Source organism: Stenotrophomonas sp. CASM106 (assembly GCF_049384825.1).
Lineage (GTDB): Bacteria > Pseudomonadota > Gammaproteobacteria > Xanthomonadales > Xanthomonadaceae > Stenotrophomonas > Stenotrophomonas muris.
In genome coordinates, this window is record NZ_JBMRFS010000004.1 from 494325 (window position 1) to 516133 (window position 21809).

A 21809-nucleotide genomic window follows, 5' to 3' on the forward strand; every position below is an offset into this window, starting at 1 on the left:
CGTGATTGAGTGCCGCCGCAGCGTGGGCTAGGGTGCAGGTCCGCCGCCCGGGAACCCGCCATGACCCCGCTTGATGCCGACACCCAGCGCAAGCGCGCGCGTTTCCGCCAGCTGCATGCGCGCGGTTGTTTCGTGCTGCCCAATCCGTGGGACGTGGGCAGCGCCCGCTACCTGCAGCGGCAGGGCTTCCAGGCACTGGCCACGACCAGTGCCGGCTGCGCCTGGAGTGAAGGGCGGCCGGATGGGGCGGTTTCGCTGCAGGCCACACTGGAACATCTGCGGCTGATGGCGGCCGCGACACCGCTGCCGTTGAACGCCGATTTCGGTGATGGCTTCGGCGCCACGCCACAGGCAGTGGGCGAGGCGGTGGCGGCGGCCATCGACACCGGTATCGCGGCGCTGTCGATCGAGGACGCCAGCGGCGTGGCCGATGCGCCGCTGCGGCCGATCGGGCAGGCGGTCGAGCGACTGTGTGCGGCACGTGCGGCCATCGACCGCGCGGGGGGCGATGTGCTGCTGGTCGCGCGGGCCGAGAATTTCTTCGTTGGCGTGCCGGATCTGCAGGACACCCTGCAGCGCCTGCGCGCCTATGCCGAGGCCGGCGCCGATGTGCTGTATGCACCGGGCATCAGCACGCGCGAACAGATCAGCGCGGTGGTTGCCGCTGCGGGGGCGAAGCCGGTGAACCTGCTGGTGGGTGGACCGACACCGCTGAGCCTGCAGGACATCGCCGCACTCGGCGTGCGACGGGTCAGCCTGGGCGGTGCGCTGGCGCGAGCTGCGTGGGGTGGGCTGATGCAGGCCATCGAGCCGATCATGCAGGACGGCCGCTTCGATGGCCTGCAGCAGGCGGCTTCGGGCGCGGCGTTGAACGCGCTGTTCCGCTGACACACGCCCAGGCCTGCAATGGATCCAGCCCGGGCGTGGATGGACGCGCACCTGCGACTACAGCGCTTCCATCCCACCCCTGGGCAGCGTCACGCCCGGCTCCAGCGCCGGCAGCAGTTGCCGCAGCAGTGCCGGGTTGTCCAGCATCGCCGCGCCGTCCAGATAGCGCCATTGCGTTGTACCGACGCGTCGCACAGCAACCATGAATGACGTGCTGCGCATCGGCGCTTCGCGCACGCGCAGCAGTGACTGGCGCGGTACGAAGCAGACTTCCTCGTCACCGGCCGCATAGGTGCGGCCCGGCACGCCTGCCTCGTCGCTGATGATGGTGACGCCGGCCTTGCGCAGCGCCTTCACGGTGTCGCGGGTCGCCCGCGCATAGGCCTCGTCGCCACCGGCCAGCTGCTTCAGGCTGGGATGGGTACGCGCGATGATCAGCTCGGTATCGCCACGGGCGAAGGCGCCCATCATCGCCTGCACCTCCTTGCGCAATGCGGCCGAGTCTTCCGGACTGAGTTCACCGGCCAGCGCGGGCGTAACGTCCATTGCCATCGGCAGGGCCAGCAGAAGGGCAAGCAGATACCGGTGCATCGTCGGGCAGCTCAGTGGGAACCGCCGCACTATACGGTGGATGCGGAAACAGCGTCCCACGCATGGCGCTGGTATCCCGGGCGACACTACTTACTATTGGTAGTTAGTGAATTCCGGACATGCCCCATGCACACCCTCATCGTTACCGCCCACCCTGAACCCGGCGCGTTGACCCATGCCATCGCCAGGCGCATCGGCGAAGCCATCACCGCGTCGGATGCCGCCAACAGCGTGACCCACGCCGATCTGATGGCTGAAGGCTTCGATCCGCGCTTCAACATGCAGGACCAGGCGCTGTTCCGTGGCACCGGCGCAACTCCGGCTGACGTCGCCGCCGAGCAGGCGCGGCTGCAGGCTGCCGACACGCTGGTACTGGTCTATCCCCTGTACTGGTGGTCCTTCCCCGCGCTGCTGAAGGGCTGGATCGATCGTGTGTTCACCCAGGGCTGGGCCTACCAGGACGGCGCCGATGGCAAGGTGCAGAAAAAGCTGCAGCGGTTGGGCGTGCATCTGGTCGGCATCGGCGGGGCTGGCGCGGACATGATCGAACGGCGCGGCTACGGTGCGGCGATGAAGACCCAGATCGACATGGGCATCTTCGACTACTGCGGCGCGCGCGTGCTGTCGTCCGACCTGCTGCTGGACGCCGATTCCGGTGCAGCCGAAGCGCATCTGCAGACCGCGCTGGCGATCGGCCGTAAAATCGGTGCTCCGATGCGCTGACCGCCGTGCTCCACCGATGCCTGCCAACGCCGCTCCCACGCGCCGCCGATTGACCCGCGAGCAACGCGCCCGCCAGTTGCTGGACGTGGCCTGGGCGCTGGTCGGCGACGAAGGCACCGACGCATTGACGCTGGGGCGGCTGGCCGAGGCGGCCGGTGTGACCAAACCGGTGGCCTATGATCACTTCGTGACCCGCAACGGGCTGCTGGCCGCGCTCTACGATGACTATGACGGGCGGCAGACGGTGGTCTTCCACGAGCGTATCGGCCGTGCCAGGGCGCACCTGGCCGATCGTGCGGCGGCCATCGCCTCCGGCTACATCGACTGCGTCCTCAGCCAGGGCAGTGAAGTGCAGGGCATCCTCGCTGCGCTGGTGGGCGCGCCGGAACTCCATGAAGTGCGTCGGCGCTACCAGCAGGACTTCATCGACAACTGCGACACCTGGCTGGGCCCGTTTGCGGCCGATGGCACGGTCCCCCTGGCCGGACGCTGGGCGATTCTCGGTGCGGCCGAAGCCCTGTCCGAAGCCGTGGCGGCAGGCGCGCTGGACAAGGTCGGCGCCGAGGCCGAGCTGCAGCGCTTGATCGTGGCGACGGTCAAGCGACGCTGATCCGCTCAGGCGTCGGCGGTGGTGTCGGCCAGCGCCGCAAACCCGGCGGCCAGCCGCTCGCGCACAAGGGCATCGCGTGCGTCGCGGCTTTCAGCGCCCAGCACCACGGTGATCAGGCGTACCGGCAGGTTCCGCCCGGGCACAGCCCGGCAGGCAGTGGCGGCCAGGCAGAAGCCTGCGGCCTGGGTGTAGCCGGTCTTCAATCCATCCACGCCGTCTTCGCCAAGCAGGGCGTTCTGGTTGCTGCGGCTGAAGCGGCCATGCGCGAACGTGCGCTGCGCGGTGATTGCCAGGATCTGCGGATGGTCATTCAGCAGGCAGGCGGCGAGTACCGCCATGTCGCGCGCGCTGGAGGCATGGTGCGGGGTGGTGATGCCGGACACGCTGGCGAACCGCGTGCTGCGCAGGCCAAGCTGGCGCGCGTGCCAGTTCATGCGGCCCAGGAACGCAGGCTGTGATCCGTCCAGATGGCGTGCGATGGCCAGCGCCGCATCATTGCCGGAGACGATCATCAACCCTTCCAGCAGGCGCGCCAGCGTGACCGTTTCGCCGGGCACCAGGCCCATGCGTGTTTCATCATCGGCTACGGCATGCACATCCTCGGCGGCGATGGTGACCGCCTGGTCCCACGTGCCACCGTTCTCTTCGACGCATCCGTAAGCGGCGTAGGCGGTCATCAGCTTGGTCAGCGAGGCCGGTTGCCGCGCGATGTCCGCGTTGTGCTGGTGGACCACCGCGAAGGTTGCCGCTTCCAGGGTGATGGACGAGACCGGCAGGTGGGCAGGCGCAGGAGCAGGCATGGTGGCGGTGATGACAGCGGCAGCCAGCAAGGATAGTCCGAAGCGGCTGCATGAAGCCGTACTGCCAAAGCCCTGCGGCGCCCACCGCAACGCCCGGTTGCGCCCGGGCTGCAGTGGAGGCAGCCTGCGCACATGCAGTCGCATATCCGCATCGACGGTCGTGTCTTCGCCTACGTCTTCCCCTGTGCGTGGGAGGACTACGCGAAGATCGGCTTTTCACGCGATCCGCTCGGGCGCATCAGCGCATTGCACCGGCGCTGGTTCGAGTTCTTCGACCTTGATGCCGGTACGCTGGTGGAAGCGGAGAGCGAGCGCGATGCGCGTGATCTGGAGCTGCAGCTGCGTTCGCCGTTCAAGGCGCACCGCGCGCCGGCGCCGATGACGGTCCAGGACAAGGCCGGAGGTCGCACCGAATGGGTGCGTGGTGCCAACCAGGCGTTGTCGCTCGCGGTTGATGCGTTGGGCGCACAGGGCTATCGCTGTTTCCAGCTCAAGGCTTGGCTGCAGGCCGCCCAGCGCCTGCGCATGGACCGGCTGCACGACTGGGCGGCGGTGCAGCTTCCGGAAGAGGATGGCCTGCGCATGCCCGGTGGCCCCGGCGAGCGCGTGCTGCGTGACACCCTCGACGGTTGCCGGGCGCTGGATATCGACCCAATGCCATGGCTGCCTGAACACGTCCAGCGTTGGTATGCAGGTTGAGCCGTGTTCAACGGCCACGCGGTTTCTGAACCAGCGCGGCCGGTTGCGGCGCACCCGTGGGGGAGCCGGTGGACGGGCAGGCCAGCTGCCGGGCCAGTTCGGCGTTGGCCACGTGGCCCTGCAGGAACAACAGGCTGCCGTAGATGTTCATGAGCGTCCCTCCACTTGAGTGGATTGCACGATACGGGCAGCATTGACCGGGAAAAAGCGACATTTCCGCAAGCATGCCTTGAGAGGAATTCAAGCCTGATGTCCCGTCCGCCCCTTCACGCCCTGCAGGGTTTCGTGGCCGCCGCGCGGCTGGGCAACCTGTCACGCGCAGCGGCGTCGATGAACCTGACCGTCAGTGCGCTCAGCCATCAGATGCGCCAGCTGGAAGAGCGGCTGGGGCAGCCGCTGCTGGTCCGCCAGCCACGCGGCGTCACCCTCACCCTGGAAGGGCAGCGCCTGCTCGACCAGGTAGGCCCGCATCTGGATGCGATCAACGAGGCCTTCCAGCCCTATGCCGCACGCGCCGAGCACGTGCTGACGATCAGCGCGGTACCGTCGATGGCGTCGGCGTGGCTGGTGCCGCGCTTGGGGCACTTCGTTGCCGAGCATCCACAGATCGAGATCAACCTGCAGTCGAGTGAACGCCTGATTGACTTCGAGCGACAGCGCCAGTTCGACGCCGCGCTGCGGCTGGGCAGCGGGCAGTGGCCGGGCCTGGTGGTGGAGCCGCTGTTCGACGAGTGGCTGCTGCCGATGGCCAGCCCGGCGCTGATCGAACGCATGGGAGGGATCGACCGCGTGCCGCTGAACCAGTGGCCGCTGCTGGGGGATCCCGATGGCGCGTGGGGCGCCTGGTTCGCGCTGAGTGGGCAGAACCCGCCGCCGCGCTTCGTGGCGGTGCTGGATGATTCGGAGGCGCATCACCGTGCGGCGCTTGACGGGGTGGGCGTAGCGCTGGGACGGGTGACGCGGGCGCGCCTGCTGCTGGATTCGGGCCACCTGGTGGCGCTGTCCAGCCTGCGACTGAAAACCGCCTGGCCGCATTGGCTGGTCTACCCGCAGCGCTCGGCCCGCCATCGCGGCTTCCTGGCCTTCCGCGACTGGCTGCACGCTCAGGCGGCCGAGCACGTCCGGCACATGGCAGGCGCGCATTTATAGCGTCGAGCCATGCCCGACTGCGTGTGTCCCGCAGTCACCGTACCAACGTAACCGCCTGCCCGGCACGGGCGAAGGCTTCGCCCAGCAACGAGCCTGCCTTGATCGCCTCCACTTCCTCGAACAGCGCCTGCAATGCATCGGCCGGGCGCGAGGCCGGCGCCGCGACCGCCTGCTGGATCACGGTGAAACGGTCGGCCAGCACGCGGTGGCCGGGATGCGCCTGCGCCCAGGCGGCCAGCGGCTGGCGCACGCCGGCGGCGGCATCCAGGCGCTGCAGATCGAACAGGGTGATGGCAGCGGCCGACGTCTCGGCCCGCTCGATCATGGCGTGGCGCAGTTCGCGGCTGAGGAACAGGTCGTAGGCGGCGCCACGACCGACCGCGATGCGCAGGCCATCGCGGTCCAGGTCGGCCACCTGCTGCGCAGGGCTGTCCTCGCGCACCAGGTAGGTGCCTTCGATCTCCACATAGGGGGCGCTGAAGGCGATGCGGTCGGCGCGCGCCGGATCGATGGCCAGGAAGGCCAGGTCCCAGGCATCCTTGCTGGCTGCAGCGACCACCGCGGCCGCGGCGTCGTGGCAGGTGAAGCGTGCCTGCACGCCCATGCGCTGCGCCAATGCCGTGGCCAGTTCCAGTGACGGCCCGCGCGGTGAGCGCGCGTCCCCCTGCGCCAGCACTGGATTGCCCAGGTTGATGGCCACGCGCAGGAAGCCCAGCGGTGCCAGCGCACCACGATGATCGGCCAGGGACATGCAGGACTCCGCGGGGAAAGGGCGGTCCAGCATGCCAGTACGGACCTGCAAGGCAGTGTCAGCATCCGGTTATCCTGCGGACATGAACCCCATCCTGCACGTCGAGATACCGGTCACTGACCTGGGCCGGGCCATCACGTTCTACCAGCACTGGCTGCAGGTGGCGGTGGACGAACCGATCCTGCTGCACGACTGCAGGATGGCCTACCTGCCGTTTGCCGATGAGGCCACCGGTGCCAGCATGGCGCTGGTGCGGGGGGCCGACTATCTGCCCTCCGTCCACGGTGCGCGCATCTACATCGGGGTTGACGACCTGGATGCCAGCCTCGAGCGTGCGCTGCAGGCCGGGGCCGAGCTGCGCTTCGGCCCGGCCGACGCGGGTGACTGGCGTGTGGCCGAGATCCGCGACAGTGAAGGCAACCGGATCGCAGTGCAGGCGCGCGCGATTCCGTAGAGCCGAGCCCATGCTCGGCTGAGCTGGAGCGGCTGGGCCAACAGCAGCCGAGCATGGGCTCGGCTCTACAAGGGCGCGGCGCGCGAGCGCTGCAGCCAGTCGTTGATCGCCGGGTCCAGCCGTGGGTCGTCCGGCAGCTGCATGCCGAAGCGCTGCTGCAACACCTCGCGCACGTCGCCCACATCGCGCAGCGGACGCTTGTCCGGTGCCTGGCCGGGACGGTACTCGGTGTAGTTGCCACTGCCGATGGTGCGTCGCCAGTCCGGCCCGGTCAGGGATGCGCGCAGCTGGCCGGGGAAACTGGAATCGGGATGGGTGCACACGTACCAGTTGCCCACGACGTTGTCGATCGGTGCCGGCGCGTGCAGGTCGAAGCGATACATCGCCCGCCAGCCATCGCCGGACTCGGCGGACAGCACGAAATCCCCCTCGCCGGGCAGGCGCTGCAACAGGAAGCGCTCGTGGGGCGTGGCCTGCGGCTGCGGATCATGCAGCCGCAGCGGCACGGTCGGGGTCAGGCTGCCGAAACCGGCATCCACCAGCCAGTCATCGCCGTCCACCTGCACGCGCAGCAGCAGGTGGGTGCGTGCGGTCAGTTCGCCGTCCTGGGCGGCCAGCAGCACGCGCGCGCTCAACGGCTGTGCATCGAAGCCCAGCGCCTGCAGCAGTGCCAGCAGGCCGCCATTGAGTTCGAAGCAGTAGCCGCCACGACGGTCGTCGAGCAGCTTGCGCTGCACGCTGTCCAGGTCGATCGGTACTGCATCGCGCAGCAGGCAGCTGAGGGTTTCGAACGGCAGCAGTGCGTTGTGGCGCTGCTGCAGCAGGGTCAGGCCCGCCAGCGTCAGCGGTGGCGGTGCATCCAGCTGCAGGCGTTGCAGGTAGCGGGGGACATCGAGCGTCGTCATGCGCGCGCCGGGCGGGGGAGGGAGATCTACTGTGCTCTCCCAACCGGGGTTGAGGTCAAGCATTGCGCGGGTGTCATCCCCCCGTCGCCTGTGCCGGGTACAAAGGCCGCGTCCGCCAGCAATCGGTGGGAGTGAACCAGGAGCGCCCTAAAGTTGCGCCATTTCCCGCCGATACAGGTGCGTCCTTCCGCCTGGAGCCTGTCATGTCGGCCGTCGTCCCCCACCTCCGGTCCCTGCGCATGCGGCTTGCCGCACTGCGCTCGGCGTCCCCCGGCCTGCTGCTGTGGCTGCAGCCGCATCGGCTCAGTGTGGCCAGCAAGCTCAAGGCGACCCTGTGGGTCTGTGGGCTGGGCCTGATCGCGATCGCCGCCGTCTACGCCTGGACCGGCCATGCCAGCACGCAGGCGGCGCGCAGCCAGGCCAGCTACCAGCACGGCAGCGATCTGGCCGCGAGCGTGGCCACGCAGGTGGCCGAGGCGCGTCGTCTGCAGACCCAGTATGCACGTAGTTTCGACGATGCCGACCGCGCGCAGCTGCTGGCGACGCAGAAGGCGCTCCAGGCCGATCTTCAGGCGCTGCGCGCGATGCCGATGGATCCCGGCCGGCGCGAGGCGCTGCAGGCACTGACCGAAGCCGCCGGCGCGTTCTCGCAGGGTGTGGCCGCCCTGTTCGAACGCGTCGATGAGATGGGTCGTGGCGATGCCGGCCTCGCCGCGCAATTGCAGCAGGCCGCCGACGCCCTGCAGGCGCAGGTGGATGCGTTGCAGCGGCCTTCGTTGGCGTTGTCCCTGCAGAAGATGCGCCGACAGGAGGCACTGCTGCTGCTCGATGGCGACTCCACCCATGCCGACCGTGCGAGCGAAGAAAAGCTGCCGTTCGATCTCGCACTGGTGGGCCTGCCGACCGATGCGCAGGATGCCCTTCGCAACGGCATGGAGGCCTATCAGGCCGCATTGCTGGGCTATACCGCCGCCCGCGTGGGCCTGGATGTAGAGGCGCAATCGCTGCTGGATACCGCCGCCGGCGTGGCGCCGGCGCTGGCCGCCTTCCAGCAGGCCCAGGTGGCGGCGCTGGCCAAGGCACAGGCGCGCCAGCAGGCCGGCGCACGCACCATGAGCGTGCTGTTCGCGGTGACCCTGCTGCTGGTCGCCGGTGTGTTGATCACCAGCCTGGTGCTGGTGCGGCGTGCGGTGCGCCAGCCGATCCAGGACACCCTGCGCTTCGCCAGCGACATCGCCGACGACCGACTCGACACCACCCTGCGCGTCTACAACGCCAACGATGAAATCGGCCAGCTGGCGCAGCGCCTGGTCGACATGCAGCAGCGCCTGCGCGCGCGCATCGAGGCCGAGCGTGCCGTGGCGCGCGGCAACACCCGTGTGCGGCAGGCATTGGACAGTGCGCAGACCGGGCTGATGGTGATCGATGCCGAGGGCCAGGTGGCCTACGTCAATCCGGCACTGCTGCAGCAACTCGAGCGCGAGGCCGAAGATCTGGTGGGCAGCGATGCCGTGCGCCTGCATCCGGCGCTGGCCAGCCTGGCCGGCGCGCGCCAGCGCGAGGAGCGCGAGATCGGCCATGCCGGCGTGCGCTACCAGCTGATTGCCAACCCCATCATCGACGAAGGGCAGTTCCTCGGCGTAGCGGTGGAATGGAGCAGTCGTGCGCTGGAGACGCTGCTGGAAACCGAGGTCGCTGCCCTGGTCGACGCCGCCGCACATGGCGACCTGCACGGCCGCATCGCGCTGGAGGGAAAACAGGGCTTCGTGCGCACCTTGTCGACCAGCATAAACCGCCTGCTGGCCACCTTTGAAACCAACCTTGGTGACCTGCAGGCACTGCTGGCTGCGCTGGCCCGCGGCGACCTCAGCGTGCGCATGGAGGGGGACCTGCAGGGCGTGTTCGCGCGCATGCGCGACGATGCCAATGCCACCGTCGCGCAGCTGGGCCGCATCGTCACCCGCATCCAGCAGGCCACCTCCAGCCTGGATACCGGCGTTGGCGAGATCGTCGCCGGCCATCACGATCTGTCGCGGCGCACCGAGCAGCAGGCCGCCAACCTGGAAGAGACCGCGGCGTCGATGCAGGAGCTGACCGATACCGTCGGCCGCAACGCCGATGCCGCAGGCCGCGCCGATGCACTGGTGCAGGGCGCGGCGGCGGTGGCCCAGCGGGGTGGCGAGGCGGTCGGCCAGGTGGTCGCGACCATGCATGGCATCAGCGAAGCCTCGCGACGGATCGGCGACATCACCCAGTTGATCGACGGCATCGCCTTCCAGACCAACATCCTTGCCCTCAATGCGGCGGTGGAAGCGGCGCGTGCCGGCGAGCAGGGCCGCAGCTTCGCCGTGGTGGCCGCCGAAGTGCGCCTGCTGGCGCAGCGCAGTGCCGAGGCGGCCAAGCAGATCAAGGGGCTGATCGAGGATTCGGTGGCGCGTGTCGGCCAGGGCAACCAGCAGGCCGCGCAGGCCGGCACCACGATGGGCGAGATCGTCGGCAGCGTGCAGCAGCTGGCCGAGCTGCTGGCAGGTATCCGCAGTGCGTCGCAGGACCAGCATGCGGGCATCGCTCAGGTGAACCAGACCATCGTGCAGATGGAAGCCAGCACCCAGCGCAACGCCAGCCTGGTGGAAGAGGCGGGGGCCTCGACTGCGCAGATGCAGGCGCAGGTGCGTGCCTTGGCAGAAGCCGTGGGCGCGTTCCGCTTGCAGTCGATGCCGCAGGCGCGCGCGGCGGCCTAGTCAGGCGAGCGTGGGCTCGGCGCTACATCGGCTGCACGAACACTGTAGAGCCGAGCCCATGCTCGGCTCACACCAGCGTTCGGCGGCAGGAATCAATACACGTCGCGGCGGTAGCGCCCGTTTTCCAGCAGCGTTTCCACCGCTTCATCACCCAGCGCGGTTCGCAGCACCTGGTCCACGCCTTCGGCCATGCCCTGCAACGACCCACAGACATGGATCACCGCACCACGCTGCATCCAGTCGCGCAGCGCATCGACGGCCGCACGCAGGCGATCCTGCACGTAACCACCCTCGCCATCGCGCGAGAACGCCAGGTCCACCCGCGTGAGATGGCCATTGGCCTGCCAGGCTTCGATCTCGTCGGCGAACAGGAAGTCGTGTGCGCGCTGGCGTTCACCGAACAGCAGCCAGTGCCCGCGCTCGCCTGCGTGGGCAGCTTCGCGCAACAGGCTGCGCAGCCCGGCGATGCCGGTGCCGTTGCCGATCAGCACCATCGGCGCGCCGCTGACGCGATGGAAACCGGGGTTGCGATGCACGCGGGCGACGATGCCGGCACCGATCGGTGCATGCAACGACAGCCAGCCCGAGCCCAACCCGGCGCGACCGGAGGCGTCATGCACCAGCCGCACCACCAGCTCCACCACGCCATCATCCGTGCAGGAGGCGATCGAATACTCGCGGCTGGGCAGCAGCGGCAGCCCGGCCAGCCACAGGCAGGCATCCTGCACCGCCAGCGCGGCATCGGCCTCGGGCAGCTCGCGTTCACTGGCCAGTGCCAGCAGCGTGCGCGGATGGCCATCGACCAGCAGGGGCTGCAGCGGATCCAGACCGTGTCCCTTCAGCACGGCACCGGCATGCCGCGCGTTGTGGCGGGGTGCGATGTGCAGGATGTCACCCGCCTGCCACTGCACGTCGGCCGGTGCGGCAAGACGGATACGCCAGATGGCTCCGCCGACGCTGCCCGGGTTGAGGTGGTCGCGGCCGAGCAGGCGCCACTCATGCATCTGCGTAGCCGCAGGCAGCACGCTGTCATCGGTGACGATGCCGGTGAGCGTACCCAGCTGCTGCTGCCATTGGCGCAATGCCGGCACCGAAGCGGCATCGACATCGATGCGCTCGAACAGCGGGCGCGCGCCGTTGCCGATCAGCCAGCCATCGAACTGGCGGCCGAAGCCGCAGTAATGCGGGTACTGGCGGTCGCCCAGCGCGAGCAGGCCGAACTGCAGGCGCGACAGGTCCAGGCGTTGTGCGAGCAGCAGCCGCGCCGCGCGGCGCGTGGCATCCGGTGGCTCGCCGTCGCCGAACGTGCTCAGCACGAGCAGCGCCTGGGAGGTGGCCTGCAGCGTCGCGGCATCGACGCGGACCAGCGACTGCACCTGCACCGCATGACCGGACGCCTGCAGCTGCGCGGCCGCACGCCACGCCAGTTGTTCGCCCAGTCCGCTCTGGCTGGCATGCACCACCAGCCACGGCGGACCACGGCCATCGGTGGTCGTGGCCGGCAGCGCGCGGCGCAGCCCTCGCGCCGCACGCTGGCTGCGGCGGCGGTCCAGGTACAGCATCCAGCCGGTGATGAAGAACAGGCTCATGCCCAGGCTGCTGAGCATCACCACCACGCGCCCGGGCACACCGAAGTAGCTGCCCGAATGCAGCGCGAACACGCTGGTGGCCAGCTGTCCGCCCGCGCCCTGGCGTGCGTACGGGCGGGCATCGAGAACCGCGCCGCTGGCCGGATCGAGCTGCAGCAGGTCATGCGCACGGTCGTGGTGGCCGCCGCGCTGCGACGGATCACCGGCCATCACCCGCACGTTCAGCGCCTGCCCCGGCTTCTCCGGCAGGCGCAGGTCGATGAAGCCGGTGCGCACGCCGGGTAGCGCGTACAGCGTGGCCTCGATGCGATGGACGTCCAGTGCCGCGTCGGCGGCAACCGTGTGCTTTGCCGCCGGCGCCACACCGAGCAGCGTGTTGGCCGCGTTGCGGTACCAGTCAAACGACCACCACAGGCCGGTCAGCGCACTCATCAGGTAGATCAGCAGCACCCAGGTGCCGACCACCGAGTGCAGGCTCCACAGGAAGCCTCGGCCGCTGCGCGTCCACTCCACCGCCAGCCAGCTGCGCCAGTGCCACCAGCGTCGTGGCCAGCGCAGGTAGAGACCGGACAGGGTGAAGAACAGCAGCGCGATTGCACAGCTGCCGGTGATCCACTTGCCGCGCTCACCGGCAGCGAGGTGGCGATGCAGGTCCTCGACGACGTCGAAGAATGCCTGCCCGCGCAGGGCGCTGAAGCGCTCGCCGCTGTACGGATCGAAGTACACCCAGTGTTCCTTGCCGCCGGCAAAGCGCGCGACCGACGGCCGCTGTCCGGTGGCATCCACGCGCAGGCGTTGCAGGGGACGCTCGCTGCCAGCCTGCAGCAACGGCACCAGTTCGCTGAGTGCAAGGGGATGCTGGCCGTCCGCATGGTGCTCGGCGATTTCAGCGAAGCCAGGATTGGCCGCGCGCAGCAGCTCGTCCTCGAAAGACAGCATGGCGCCGCTGAGGCCCATCAGGGCCAGGACGGCACCGGCGGTAATGCCCAGCAGCCAATGCAGTTGGAACAGGACGTTCTTGAACATCGAAGGAGAGGGGCCCGGGAGGCTGCCGCCCGCATCCTGCGCAACAGCAAATGAGAATTAGTCGCGGAATTCTCCGTGGCGGACGGCCTACGGTCAAGGAGGGTTTTGTTGCAGGGCTTTGCAGCCCTGCACCCGCTACAAGCCGGAGCAACGTCAACGTCAAAAGCTGGTTTTCCGTGGGTTGGCGGGGCGGGCCCGGTTGAGGGGGACGCTGCAAGTACGTCCATGTAAGCTCGGTCGCCGCATCCATGCGGCTCACGCCCCCTCAACCGGACCCACCCCGCCTTCGACAGTTTCCTGCGATCTGTCGGAACGACGTTCTGCTTTGGTGGGTGCCGACCGTTGGTCGGCACGGGGTCTGATTCCGTTCTGGATATCGATATCTGACAGATGTGCCGACCAACGGTCGGCACCCACCAACAGCCGCCGCGGGGATCTGTCGGGGGTGGGGCGGTGTGGGTGGGCAGGACCGTTGGCGCCATGGATGGCGCCATCGAGCCCCCACGGACGGGTTTACGGCGTGTCCTGCACAGCCACAGCGCCCCGCCATCCCACGGAAAGCCCGCTTTGGCTGTTGCCATTGCATTGAGCAGGGTGCAGGGCTCCAAGCCCTGCAAAAAACACCTTCACTTCACCCAGCCGTCGATCTCGCCGTGGGCGAACGGCCCCAGCTTTGCCTTCACCAGCCGCCCCTGCGCATCGAACAGCACGCTGTAGGGCAGCAGGCCCTGGGTATTGCCCAGCTGCACGCTGGCATCGCGCGGCCCCGGGGTCTCGATCACGATCGGGTAGTCCACCGGCACCCGCAGCAGGAAAGCGCGCACGTCGTCCGGGGCATCCAGCGCAATGCCCAGCACCTGCACACCGTTGTCGCCCTGGGCTTCGGCGAAGCGGGCCAGTTCGGGCATCTCTTCCACGCAGGGCGCACACCAGCTGGCCCAGACATTGATCAGCAGCGGCCGGCCGGCGAAGCGGGCGCGCAGGTCCAGCAGCTGTTCCGCCAGGTCCGGCAGGATCAGCGCCGGCAAGGGATCACCCACCTGCAGGGTAGGCTTCACGGCCGTCGCTGTGGAAGCCGTCGTTGCCGCGGCCGGTGCAGACGGGCCGGGTGAGAATCGATGCCCGGCCCACAGGCCGAGGCCGGCGGCCAGCACCGCTGTCCACAGCAGCGCTGGCCGTTGCCACTTCATCGTGCGGTGCGCAGCAGCGCTTCCTCGACCACCGCCTGGGTCAACAGGGTCGGCAGCACGGTCGGCGGCGCACCCGGGCCGTACACCACGTACAGCGGCACGCCCACGGCCTTGTGCTCTTCAAGGAACGTGGTGATCTGCGGGTCGACGTTGGTGTAGTCACCGCGCATGTACACCGCGTTGGTGCGCTTGAGCAGTTCCTTGAACTCCGGCCGCGACAGCACGGCACGTTCATTGGCCTTGCAGCTCACGCACCAGTCGGCAGTCATGTTGACGAACACCACGCGGTTGTCCGCACGCAGGCGGTCCAGCAACTGCGGCGAATACTCGACCACGTTCTCGCTGGCGGCCTGTGCGGCCCGCGCCGGTGGTGCCAGCTGGGTCACGCCCCAGGCAGGAACCAGCGCGCCGATCGCCAGCAGCACGCCGAGCAGGGTCACCGCACGCGAGCCGGTCCAGCGATTGCGCTCGAACAGCCACAGCCCGAAGGCGAACAGCAGCAGGCCGCCCAGCACCAGTGCCATGCCGTCCACGCCGCGCTGTTTGCCCAGCACCCACAGCAGCCACAGCGCGGTGGCATACATCGGGAAGGCCAGCACGTGCTTGAGCGTTTCCATCCACGGGCCGGGCTTGGGCAGGCGGCGTGCCAGCGCCGGCACGAAGCCGATCAGCAGGAACGGCAGCGCCAGGCCCAGGCCGAGGAACAGGAATACGGTCATCGCCTTCAGCGGCGGGGCAATGAAGGCATAGGCGATCGCCCCGCCCATGAACGGGCCGACGCAGGCGCTGCCGACCAGGCAGGCCAGCGCACCGGTGAAGAAATCGCCGGCCGGGCCGCTGCGGCTGGCCAGCGACTGGCCGAGGTTGCCGATGCCGCCGCCCAGGGTGAACACGCCGGACAGGCTCAGGCCCACCGCGAACATGATGTAGGCCAGCGCCGCCACCACGCCCGGGTGCTGCAGCTGGAAGCCGATGCCGACGGCGTTGCCGATCGCGCGCAGGCCCACCATCAGCGCGCCGATCACCGCGAACGCGACCAGCACGCCCAGCGTGTACCAGAGGGCATGGCTGCGTGCCCGCTCAGGGCTTTCGCCACTCTGCGCCAGGCTCAGCACCTTCAGCGACAGGATCGGCAGCACGCAGGGCATCAGGTTCAGCACCAGGCCACCGGCCAGCGCCAGCAGCAGCACCCAGACGAACGAACGGTCCGGGTTCGGGGTTGTCGCCGGTGGGCGCGTGCGCAGTGCGTTGCCATCGCGCGCGTCGGCGGCGAACTCATTGCGCGCGCCCTCACTGCCGCTGGCGGCGGGAGTGGCAATGCCGTCGTTGGGGACGGTCGGCAGCAGGCGCAACGGTGCGCCGTTGGCGGATTCACGTGGCACGCCGGCGGCGGGCAGCGGGCTGATCACCTCGTTGCGCGCTGGCGCCTGGTCAATGCTGGCGGACAGCTTGCCAGCGGGAATCGACAGCTTCACCCGGCGGGTCATCGGCGGGTAGCAGATGCCATCGGTCTGGCAGCCCTGGAAGGTCACCACCAGGGTGCTGTCGACGGCATCAGTGACAGTGCGGCGCAGCGGCAGCGGCACTTCCACCTGGTTGAAGTAGACCGAGACATCGCCGAAGTGCTCGTCGCGATGCGATTGCGCGGCTGGCCAGCGCGGCTTGCCGGCCAGCACGCCGGCGCTGCCTTCCAGCTTCAGCGAGGTGCGGTCGCGATACAGGTAATAGCCGGGCGCTGGGCTGAAGCGCAGCAGCAGGGTGTTGCCGTCACTGGCGATGGCATCGAAGCCGAACGCCTGTTCCGACGGCAGCGGCAGGGCCTGGCTGTTGTTGGCCGCGCCCGGCAGGCGCAGGCCACCGCTGTTGCCGGCACCTGCCAGCGGGTTGTTGAACGGGCTGGCCGCACCGGCACGCGCGGCAGGCACCGCCGCCGCCGCACCGGCGCCCGGCAGGGTGACCTGCACCACGCGCTTCTGCGGCGGGTAGCAGACACCGGCATCGGCGCAGCCCTGGTAACGCACTTCCAGGCTGATGGTGCCGGCAGCCTCGGACGGCGTGCCGGGCAGGGTGGCCTGCAGGCGCTCGCGATAGGTCTCGACTTCGCCGAAGAAATCGTCGTGGTGCTTGTCGCCCTTGGGCATCTGCAGCGCGCCGGCATTGAAGGCCGGGTCGGCCTTGACGCTGGTGCGGTGGCGATAAAGGTAATAGCCCGGTGCGATCTTGAACTGCAGTTGCACCTGGCCCCGTTCGGGGGCAATGGCGGTCAGCGCGAACGCCTGGTCCACCGGCAGCAGGTCCTTCTCATCCAGCGCGAAGGCCGGCAGCGAGAGCCACAACAGGGCGCACAAGGCGGCGCCGCGCGCAAACAGAGTCTTCAATCAGTGTCCTCCCGGGTCTGTGCCCGGATCCAGTCCAGATACGCCGGCAGGCCGGCCCGGGTTTCGACCGCGATGCACTCCGGGAGTTCATACGGATGCAGTGCGACGATCCGGGCAATTGCGTCATCGACGCGGCTCGCGGTGGTTTTCACCAGCAGCTGCAGTTCGGCGTCGGTGGTCACCTCCCCCTGCCAGCGGTAGGTCGACTGCGCGCCATCGAGGCGGGTCACGCATGCCGCCAGGCGCTCGCCGACCAGCGCGTGCGCGATGCGCTCGGCACTGGCCCGGTCCGGGCAGGTGGTCAACAGCAGCAGGACGGGATCGACGGTCGACATGACCGCCGAGTATAGGGCCGCCGCCGGGTCAGGGCCCGGCGGCGGCAGTGGACCGCTGCGTTGCGCGGTCAGTTGGCCAGCTGGCAGGTGGCCGGCTTGGCCGAGGTGAACAGGGCCGGGGTTGCCCACTCGGGGTGGTCGATGAACGGGTTGCGGTTGCCCTGGAAGCTGTAGATCACGTCATTGCGCGCACGCTCGGCATCATCCGGCGGATCGGACAGGTGCCAGTCGATCAGCGTGGACAGCAGGCCCATGTAGGCCGGCGAACTGCTGGTCTTGACGATTTTGCTGCGGTCGTCGGTCAGCTCCAGGTCCGGCTCGGACTGGCCGGTGGCCGCATCCTTGCCGCCCTCGTAACGGATCGCCATGTACATCACCGCACGCGCCATGTCGCCCTTGCGCTTGCCCCACACCTCGAAGGTGCCGGTGTTGCCGTCCGGCGTGCGCACCCAGTTGGAGTTGCCCGGATAGCCGCCGCTGCCGCCGCCCTGGCCGTTGTTGGCCTCGGTGGCGCGCTCGCCGCAGTTGGCGTCGCACTTGCCGAACGGCTTGTTGCCACGGTCGGCGTTCCACTGCGCGTCGGTCAGGTACAGCATGTGGGTATCGGTATACGGCGCGTACGGCAGGCCCTTGTCACCGGTGGTGGTGGCAAAGCCCAGCGAGTTCGGCCAGGTGTGCTCGCGGTTGTACTTCAGGCCACTGCCACTGCCGGCGCGATCGGTCACCTTGGCGTAGCTGTGGTTGCGATATGCATCGAGGATCCTGCCGGAATTGTTCGGATCCTCGTCGGCGATTTCCAGAATGGTCCAGGTACTGGTGCCCGAGCCGCTGTAAGGGTAGGCGGTGTGGCCCTTGATGGTGGCGTGCAGCGAGCAGCGCAGCTGGCTGGGGCTGCTGCTGTTGACCTTGGAGTAGTAGCCGGCCGGCACGCCCGGGTTGCCGGGGTCCGGATTGCCGCCGGTGCTGGCCACGGTGAAGGCGATGCGGCTGTCGGCGGCCGGGTGCGCGCCCTGCAGGTCGGTGATGCGCGCGGCGCGGATGTCGAAGCGGCAGGCCTCACCGGCCACCAGCGCAGTGTTGGTGGACAGCTTCACGCTGCGGCCGCTGGCCGGGAAGGTCAACGGCACGCTGCCGGAGGTGCCGCAGCTCAGGGCGAAGGCGCCACTGGCCAGGTTCACCGTCTCGCTGAACACCACTTCCAGGTCGGCGGCGGCCGGGAAGGTGCTGCTGCCCTGCGCCGGGGTGGTGGTGGAGACCGACGGCGGTGTGTTCGGGCCCGGGGTTCCGCCGCCACTGAAGGTCTGGCCGTTGTTGCAGCTGCCGAAGGTCTGCCTGGCCGACTCGGCCCAGGTGAAGTGGGTGTACTGGCTGCCGCTGCCGGTCAGCTGCAGCGAGGTGCCCGCGGCCGTGCTGTTGGTCTCGGCCACCGGGATGTTCTGGCTGGTCATGCCGGCGGCAGGGCCACCGGAGGCGGTGATGGCGCCCTCGTAGCTGAGGAACTGGACCACCTTGCCGCTGGCATCGACCAGGGCGATGCCGTCGTTGGGGCCGTTCTGGATGCCGTTGGTCGGGTAGTTGACCACGGCGATGGTCGCGCTGCCGCAGCCGGCGGCGCTGCCGGCCGGGACCGGGTTGTTGGCGTAGACCGCGGCCGCCGAAGGATTGCTGCCGTTGTAGAGGTAGAGGCGGTAGCCGGACAGGTCCTCGCCCGCGGTGGCGACCACTTCGATGGCTTCGCCGACGTCACCGGCGGCGGTGCTGTCGTCGTAGTGCAGTTCGTTGATGAAAACCTCGGCCTGGGCCGGCAAGGCGGCCAGTGCCAGCAGGCAGGCGGCGGCAAGCGGGGACAGCAATCGCATCGACTACTCCTTGTGATTGGGAATGCCTGACCGAGCCTAAGGCCGATCCAGTGACACTTTGTCGTAAATGAACGTCAGATATCTGACAGTGCGACGCTTGTCACCGAAATTGTCCAGGACCGACGCCTTGGCCGAGGCGCGCGGGCGGAAAAATTTTTTCATTCCGCCCTTGAAAGGGGGCGGCGGGGCTCCATCTCTGCCCTGCTCCCGACGTTGTCGGGTTTCTTCACGTGCGGTTCTGGCACTCGCCTGGGGTGAGTGCTAACATCGCCGGACTTTTTTAGACCAATCAATCACTTAAGAGGTCTCCTATGAGCATCAAGCCGCTGCACGACCGCGTTGTGGTCAAGCCGATCGAAGCCGACGAAATCTCCGCCGGTGGCATCGTCATCCCCGACTCGGCCAAGGAAAAGTCCACCAAGGGTGAGGTCGTGGCCGTCGGCCCCGGCAAGCCGCTGGACAACGGCAACGTGCGCGCGCCGTCGCTGAAGGTAGGCGACAAGGTCATCTACGGCCAGTACGCCGGCAGCTCGTACAAGAGCGAAGGCGTCGAATACAAGGTCCTGCGCGAAGACGACGTGCTCGCCGTCATCGGCTGAGCCCCGGCGCGACCTGTTTCAACCTGATCCCAAACTCCCAGCCGCCGGGCATCGTCCGGCGCTACCAATGAGGTAAATGCAATGGCTGCCAAGGATATTCGTTTCGGTGAAGACGCCCGTTCGCGCATGGTGCGCGGCGTCAACGTTCTCGCCAATGCCGTCAAGGCCACCCTGGGCCCGAAGGGCCGCAACGTCGTGCTGGAAAAGAGCTTCGGCGCGCCGACCATCACCAAGGACGGCGTCTCCGTCGCCAAGGAAATCGAACTGGCTGACAAGTTCGAGAACATGGGCGCGCAGATGGTGAAGGAAGTTGCTTCGCGCACCAACGACGATGCCGGCGACGGCACCACCACCGCCACCGTGCTGGCCCAGGCCCTGATCCGCGAAGGCGCCAAGGCCGTTGCCGCCGGCATGAACCCGATGGACCTCAAGCGCGGTATCGACAAGGCCGTCTCGGCCGCCGTCGCCGAGCTGAAGAACATCTCCAAGCCGACCGCCGACGACAAGGCGATCGCCCAGGTCGGTACCATCTCGGCCAACTCGGACGAGTCGATCGGCCAGATCATCGCTGACGCGATGAAGGAAGTCGGCAAGGAAGGCGTCATCACCGTTGAAGAAGGCTCGGGCCTGGACAACGAGCTGGACGTGGTCAAGGGCATGCAGTTCGACCGCGGCTACCTGTCGCCGTACTTCATCAACAACCAGCAGTCGCAGACCGCTGACCTGGATGACCCGTTCATCCTGCTGCACGACAAGAAGATCTCCAACGTCCGTGACCTGCTGCCGGTGCTGGAAGGCGTCGCCAAGGCCGGCAAGCCGCTGCTGATCGTGGCCGAGGAAGTCGAAGGCGAAGCGCTGGCCACCCTGGTGGTCAACACCATCCGTGGCATCGTCAAGGTCGTGGCCGTCAAGGCCCCGGGCTTCGGCGACCGTCGCAAGGCGATGCTGGAAGACATGGCCGTGCTGACCGGCGGCACCGTGATCTCCGAAGAAGTCGGCCTGTCGCTGGAGAAGGCCACCATCAAGGACCTGGGCCGCGCCAAGAAGGTGCAGGTCTCCAAGGAGAACACCACCATCATCGACGGCGTCGGCGACAAGGCCAACGTTGATGCACGCGTGGCGCAGATCAAGACCCAGATCCAGGACACCTCCTCGGATTACGACCGCGAGAAGCTGCAGGAACGCGTGGCCAAGCTGGCCGGCGGTGTTGCCGTGATCAAGGTCGGCGCCTCGACCGAAATCGAAATGAAGGAAAAGAAGGATCGCGTCGACGACGCCCTGCACGCGACCCGTGCGGCCGTTGAAGAAGGCGTGGTTCCGGGCGGCGGCGTTGCCCTGGTCCGCGCGATCACCGCGCTGGCCGGCCTGAAGGGCGCCAACGAAGACCAGAACCACGGCATCCAGATCGCCCTGCGTGCGATGGAAGCCCCGCTGCGCGAGATCGTGGCCAACGCCGGCGACGAGCCGTCGGTCATCATCAACAAGGTCAAGGAAGGCACCGGCAGCTTCGGTTACAACGCCGCCACCGGCGAGTTCGGCGACATGCTGCAGTTCGGCATCCTGGACCCGACCAAGGTGACCCGTTCGGCGCTGCAGAACGCCGCCTCGATCGCTGGCCTGATGATCACCACCGAAGCCATGGTTGCCGAAGCTCCGAAGAAGGACGAGCCGGCCATGGGTGGCGCCGGTGGCATGGGCGGCATGGGTGGCATGGGCGGCATGGACTTCTAAGTCCACGTCCCCGGCGGTCGTTGCCGACCCTGGTCGGCACGCCCTCCCGATGCAAGGAAGAACCCCGCCGCAAGGCGGGGTTTTTCGTTGCCCGGTTGCCGCCGCAGCAGCGCATCGCTACGCTCGGTGGCCATGCCTACCTCGTTCATCGTCGTCGACGACTTCCTTTCTCCTGCCGATGCGCAGGGGCTGCGCCAGGCGGCGCTGGGCCTGACCTATCCGGTGCAGGAGGGTGCATTCCCCGGCCGCAATTCGCAGCAGCGGCTGGAACTGGATGGGCTGTCCGGCGCGGTCTCGCGGCTGGTCAACGAACCGCTGCGGCCGGTCAACCCACTGCAGTCGCACGGCAAGTTCCGCCTTACCCTGGCCGGTGACACCGGCCGCGCCAAGGTGCACGCCGATCACTCGCACTGGTCGGGCATCCTCTACCTGAGTGCACCGGAGCACTGCGAGGGCGGCACCGAGTTCTTCCGCCACCGCCGTACCGGCACCGAGCGCATGGCCCTGGATGCAGCGGAGCTGGCCGCATTGGGCTATGCCAACGGCGGCGACATGCATCGTGACATCATCGAGCGCGACAGCAACGACGACAGCCAGTGGGAAATGACCATGCGCATCCCGATGCGTTTCAACCGGCTGGTGCTGCTGCGGCCCTGGTTCTGGCATACCGCCGGGCCAGCGTTCGGCGACCGCCCGGAGAATGGCCGGCTGGTGTACCTGATGTTCTTCGAGCAGGCGCGCTGAGCGGAGCAGGCATCCACGCGTGAGGTGGATCCACACGCCATGCATGG

20 protein-coding genes are annotated in these 21809 nt (G+C 68.3%); 10 read left to right on the top strand and 10 right to left on the bottom strand.

Annotated features, from left to right (window positions below):
- Window positions 1-60 precede the first annotated feature (60 nt).
- The gene (locus VG556_RS12855; RefSeq protein ID WP_100450690.1) at window positions 61-888 is read left to right on the top strand and encodes an isocitrate lyase/PEP mutase family protein; all 828 of its coding nucleotides are present in this window, start codon (window positions 61-63) and stop codon (window positions 886-888) included.
- Window positions 889-945: 57 nt separating this feature from the next.
- Here the strand turns inward: VG556_RS12855 and VG556_RS12860 are convergent, their stop codons facing one another.
- Window positions 946-1479, bottom strand: coding sequence for a hypothetical protein (locus tag VG556_RS12860; RefSeq protein WP_049407907.1), 534 nt, complete (start codon window positions 1477-1479; stop codon window positions 946-948).
- Between the two features lie 126 nt (window positions 1480-1605).
- Here VG556_RS12860 and VG556_RS12865 point away from each other — a divergent pair, with 126 nt between their 5' ends.
- Window positions 1606-2202: an NAD(P)H-dependent oxidoreductase gene (locus VG556_RS12865; RefSeq protein ID WP_049407909.1), complete on the top strand. Its 597-nt coding sequence runs from the start codon at window positions 1606-1608 to the stop codon at window positions 2200-2202.
- Window positions 2203-2218: 16 nt separating this feature from the next.
- Window positions 2219-2812, top strand: a complete 594-nt coding sequence (locus VG556_RS12870) for a TetR/AcrR family transcriptional regulator (RefSeq protein WP_032959084.1) — start codon at window positions 2219-2221, stop codon at window positions 2810-2812.
- A 5-nt stretch (window positions 2813-2817) separates the two neighbouring features.
- On the opposite strand, the gene VG556_RS12875 is transcribed toward VG556_RS12870, so the two are convergent.
- Entirely contained in the window at window positions 2818-3612 is a 795-nt protein-coding gene (locus tag VG556_RS12875; RefSeq protein WP_046432803.1) for a D-alanyl-D-alanine carboxypeptidase family protein, read from the bottom strand.
- Window positions 3613-3744: 132 nt separating this feature from the next.
- On the opposite strand from VG556_RS12875, the gene VG556_RS12880 reads away from it, so the two are divergent.
- The gene (locus VG556_RS12880) at window positions 3745-4311 is read left to right on the top strand and encodes a GIY-YIG nuclease family protein (RefSeq protein ID WP_049439308.1); all 567 of its coding nucleotides are present in this window, start codon (window positions 3745-3747) and stop codon (window positions 4309-4311) included.
- Between the two features lie 7 nt (window positions 4312-4318).
- Here VG556_RS12880 and VG556_RS12885 read toward each other — a convergent pair whose 3' ends face one another.
- Window positions 4319-4462 carry a hypothetical protein gene (locus VG556_RS12885; RefSeq protein ID WP_181452942.1) on the bottom strand — a complete coding sequence of 48 codons (144 nt, stop codon included), beginning with the start codon at window positions 4460-4462 and terminating at the stop codon, window positions 4319-4321.
- A 98-nt stretch (window positions 4463-4560) separates the two neighbouring features.
- On the opposite strand from VG556_RS12885, the gene VG556_RS12890 reads away from it, so the two are divergent.
- Window positions 4561-5460, top strand: a complete 900-nt coding sequence (locus VG556_RS12890; RefSeq protein ID WP_111144254.1) for a LysR substrate-binding domain-containing protein — start codon at window positions 4561-4563, stop codon at window positions 5458-5460.
- 34 nt (window positions 5461-5494) lie between these two features.
- Here VG556_RS12890 and VG556_RS12895 read toward each other — a convergent pair whose 3' ends face one another.
- Window positions 5495-6211: a transporter substrate-binding domain-containing protein gene (locus VG556_RS12895; protein WP_014648602.1), complete on the bottom strand. Its 717-nt coding sequence runs from the start codon at window positions 6209-6211 to the stop codon at window positions 5495-5497.
- Window positions 6212-6293: 82 nt separating this feature from the next.
- Between VG556_RS12895 and VG556_RS12900 the strand changes: the two genes are divergently transcribed.
- Window positions 6294-6665: a VOC family protein gene (locus VG556_RS12900; RefSeq protein ID WP_075076459.1), complete on the top strand. Its 372-nt coding sequence runs from the start codon at window positions 6294-6296 to the stop codon at window positions 6663-6665.
- Window positions 6666-6730: 65 nt separating this feature from the next.
- Here VG556_RS12900 and VG556_RS12905 read toward each other — a convergent pair whose 3' ends face one another.
- On the bottom strand, window positions 6731-7570 hold the full coding sequence (locus tag VG556_RS12905; RefSeq protein ID WP_075076458.1) for an arylamine N-acetyltransferase family protein: 840 nt from the start codon (window positions 7568-7570) through the stop codon (window positions 6731-6733).
- A gap of 203 nt (window positions 7571-7773) precedes the next feature.
- On the opposite strand from VG556_RS12905, the gene VG556_RS12910 reads away from it, so the two are divergent.
- Entirely contained in the window at window positions 7774-10311 is a 2538-nt protein-coding gene (locus VG556_RS12910; RefSeq protein WP_100450688.1) for a methyl-accepting chemotaxis protein, read from the top strand.
- 92 nt (window positions 10312-10403) lie between these two features.
- Here VG556_RS12910 and VG556_RS12915 read toward each other — a convergent pair whose 3' ends face one another.
- The 5 genes from VG556_RS12915 to VG556_RS12935 all read right to left on the bottom strand — a co-directional run bounded on the left by VG556_RS12915 (window position 10404) and on the right by VG556_RS12935 (window position 18688).
- Window positions 10404-12926, bottom strand: a complete 2523-nt coding sequence (locus tag VG556_RS12915) for a PepSY domain-containing protein (RefSeq protein ID WP_100450687.1) — start codon at window positions 12924-12926, stop codon at window positions 10404-10406.
- 626 nt (window positions 12927-13552) lie between these two features.
- Window positions 13553-14116 carry a TlpA family protein disulfide reductase gene (locus VG556_RS12920; protein WP_053494578.1) on the bottom strand — a complete coding sequence of 188 codons (564 nt, stop codon included), beginning with the start codon at window positions 14114-14116 and terminating at the stop codon, window positions 13553-13555.
- Window positions 14113-16494, bottom strand: coding sequence for a protein-disulfide reductase DsbD family protein (locus tag VG556_RS12925; protein WP_100450686.1), 2382 nt, complete (start codon window positions 16492-16494; stop codon window positions 14113-14115). Before VG556_RS12925 ends, VG556_RS12920 begins: the two co-directional genes overlap by 4 nt.
- Window positions 16491-16829, bottom strand: coding sequence for a divalent-cation tolerance protein CutA (cutA, locus tag VG556_RS12930; RefSeq protein WP_014648595.1), 339 nt, complete (start codon window positions 16827-16829; stop codon window positions 16491-16493). Before cutA ends, VG556_RS12925 begins: the two co-directional genes overlap by 4 nt.
- 68 nt (window positions 16830-16897) lie before the next feature.
- A complete protein-coding gene (locus VG556_RS12935; RefSeq protein WP_100450685.1) occupies window positions 16898-18688 on the bottom strand; it encodes an endonuclease in 1791 nt (596 codons plus the stop codon).
- A 311-nt stretch (window positions 18689-18999) separates the two neighbouring features.
- Between VG556_RS12935 and VG556_RS12940 the strand changes: the two genes are divergently transcribed.
- The 3 genes from VG556_RS12940 (at window position 19000) to VG556_RS12950 (ending at window position 21762) form a co-directional block, all read left to right on the top strand.
- Window positions 19000-19287, top strand: a complete 288-nt coding sequence (locus VG556_RS12940) for a co-chaperone GroES (protein WP_005411227.1) — start codon at window positions 19000-19002, stop codon at window positions 19285-19287.
- Window positions 19288-19368: 81 nt separating this feature from the next.
- Window positions 19369-21018 (top strand): chaperonin GroEL, encoded by a 1650-nt coding sequence (gene groL / locus VG556_RS12945; RefSeq protein ID WP_005411226.1) that lies wholly within the window; start codon window positions 19369-19371, stop codon window positions 21016-21018.
- A gap of 132 nt (window positions 21019-21150) precedes the next feature.
- Complete coding sequence (locus tag VG556_RS12950) at window positions 21151-21762, top strand: DUF6445 family protein (RefSeq protein WP_032958237.1); 612 nt, start codon at window positions 21151-21153, stop codon at window positions 21760-21762.
- The last annotated feature ends 47 nt before the right edge of the window (window positions 21763-21809 follow it).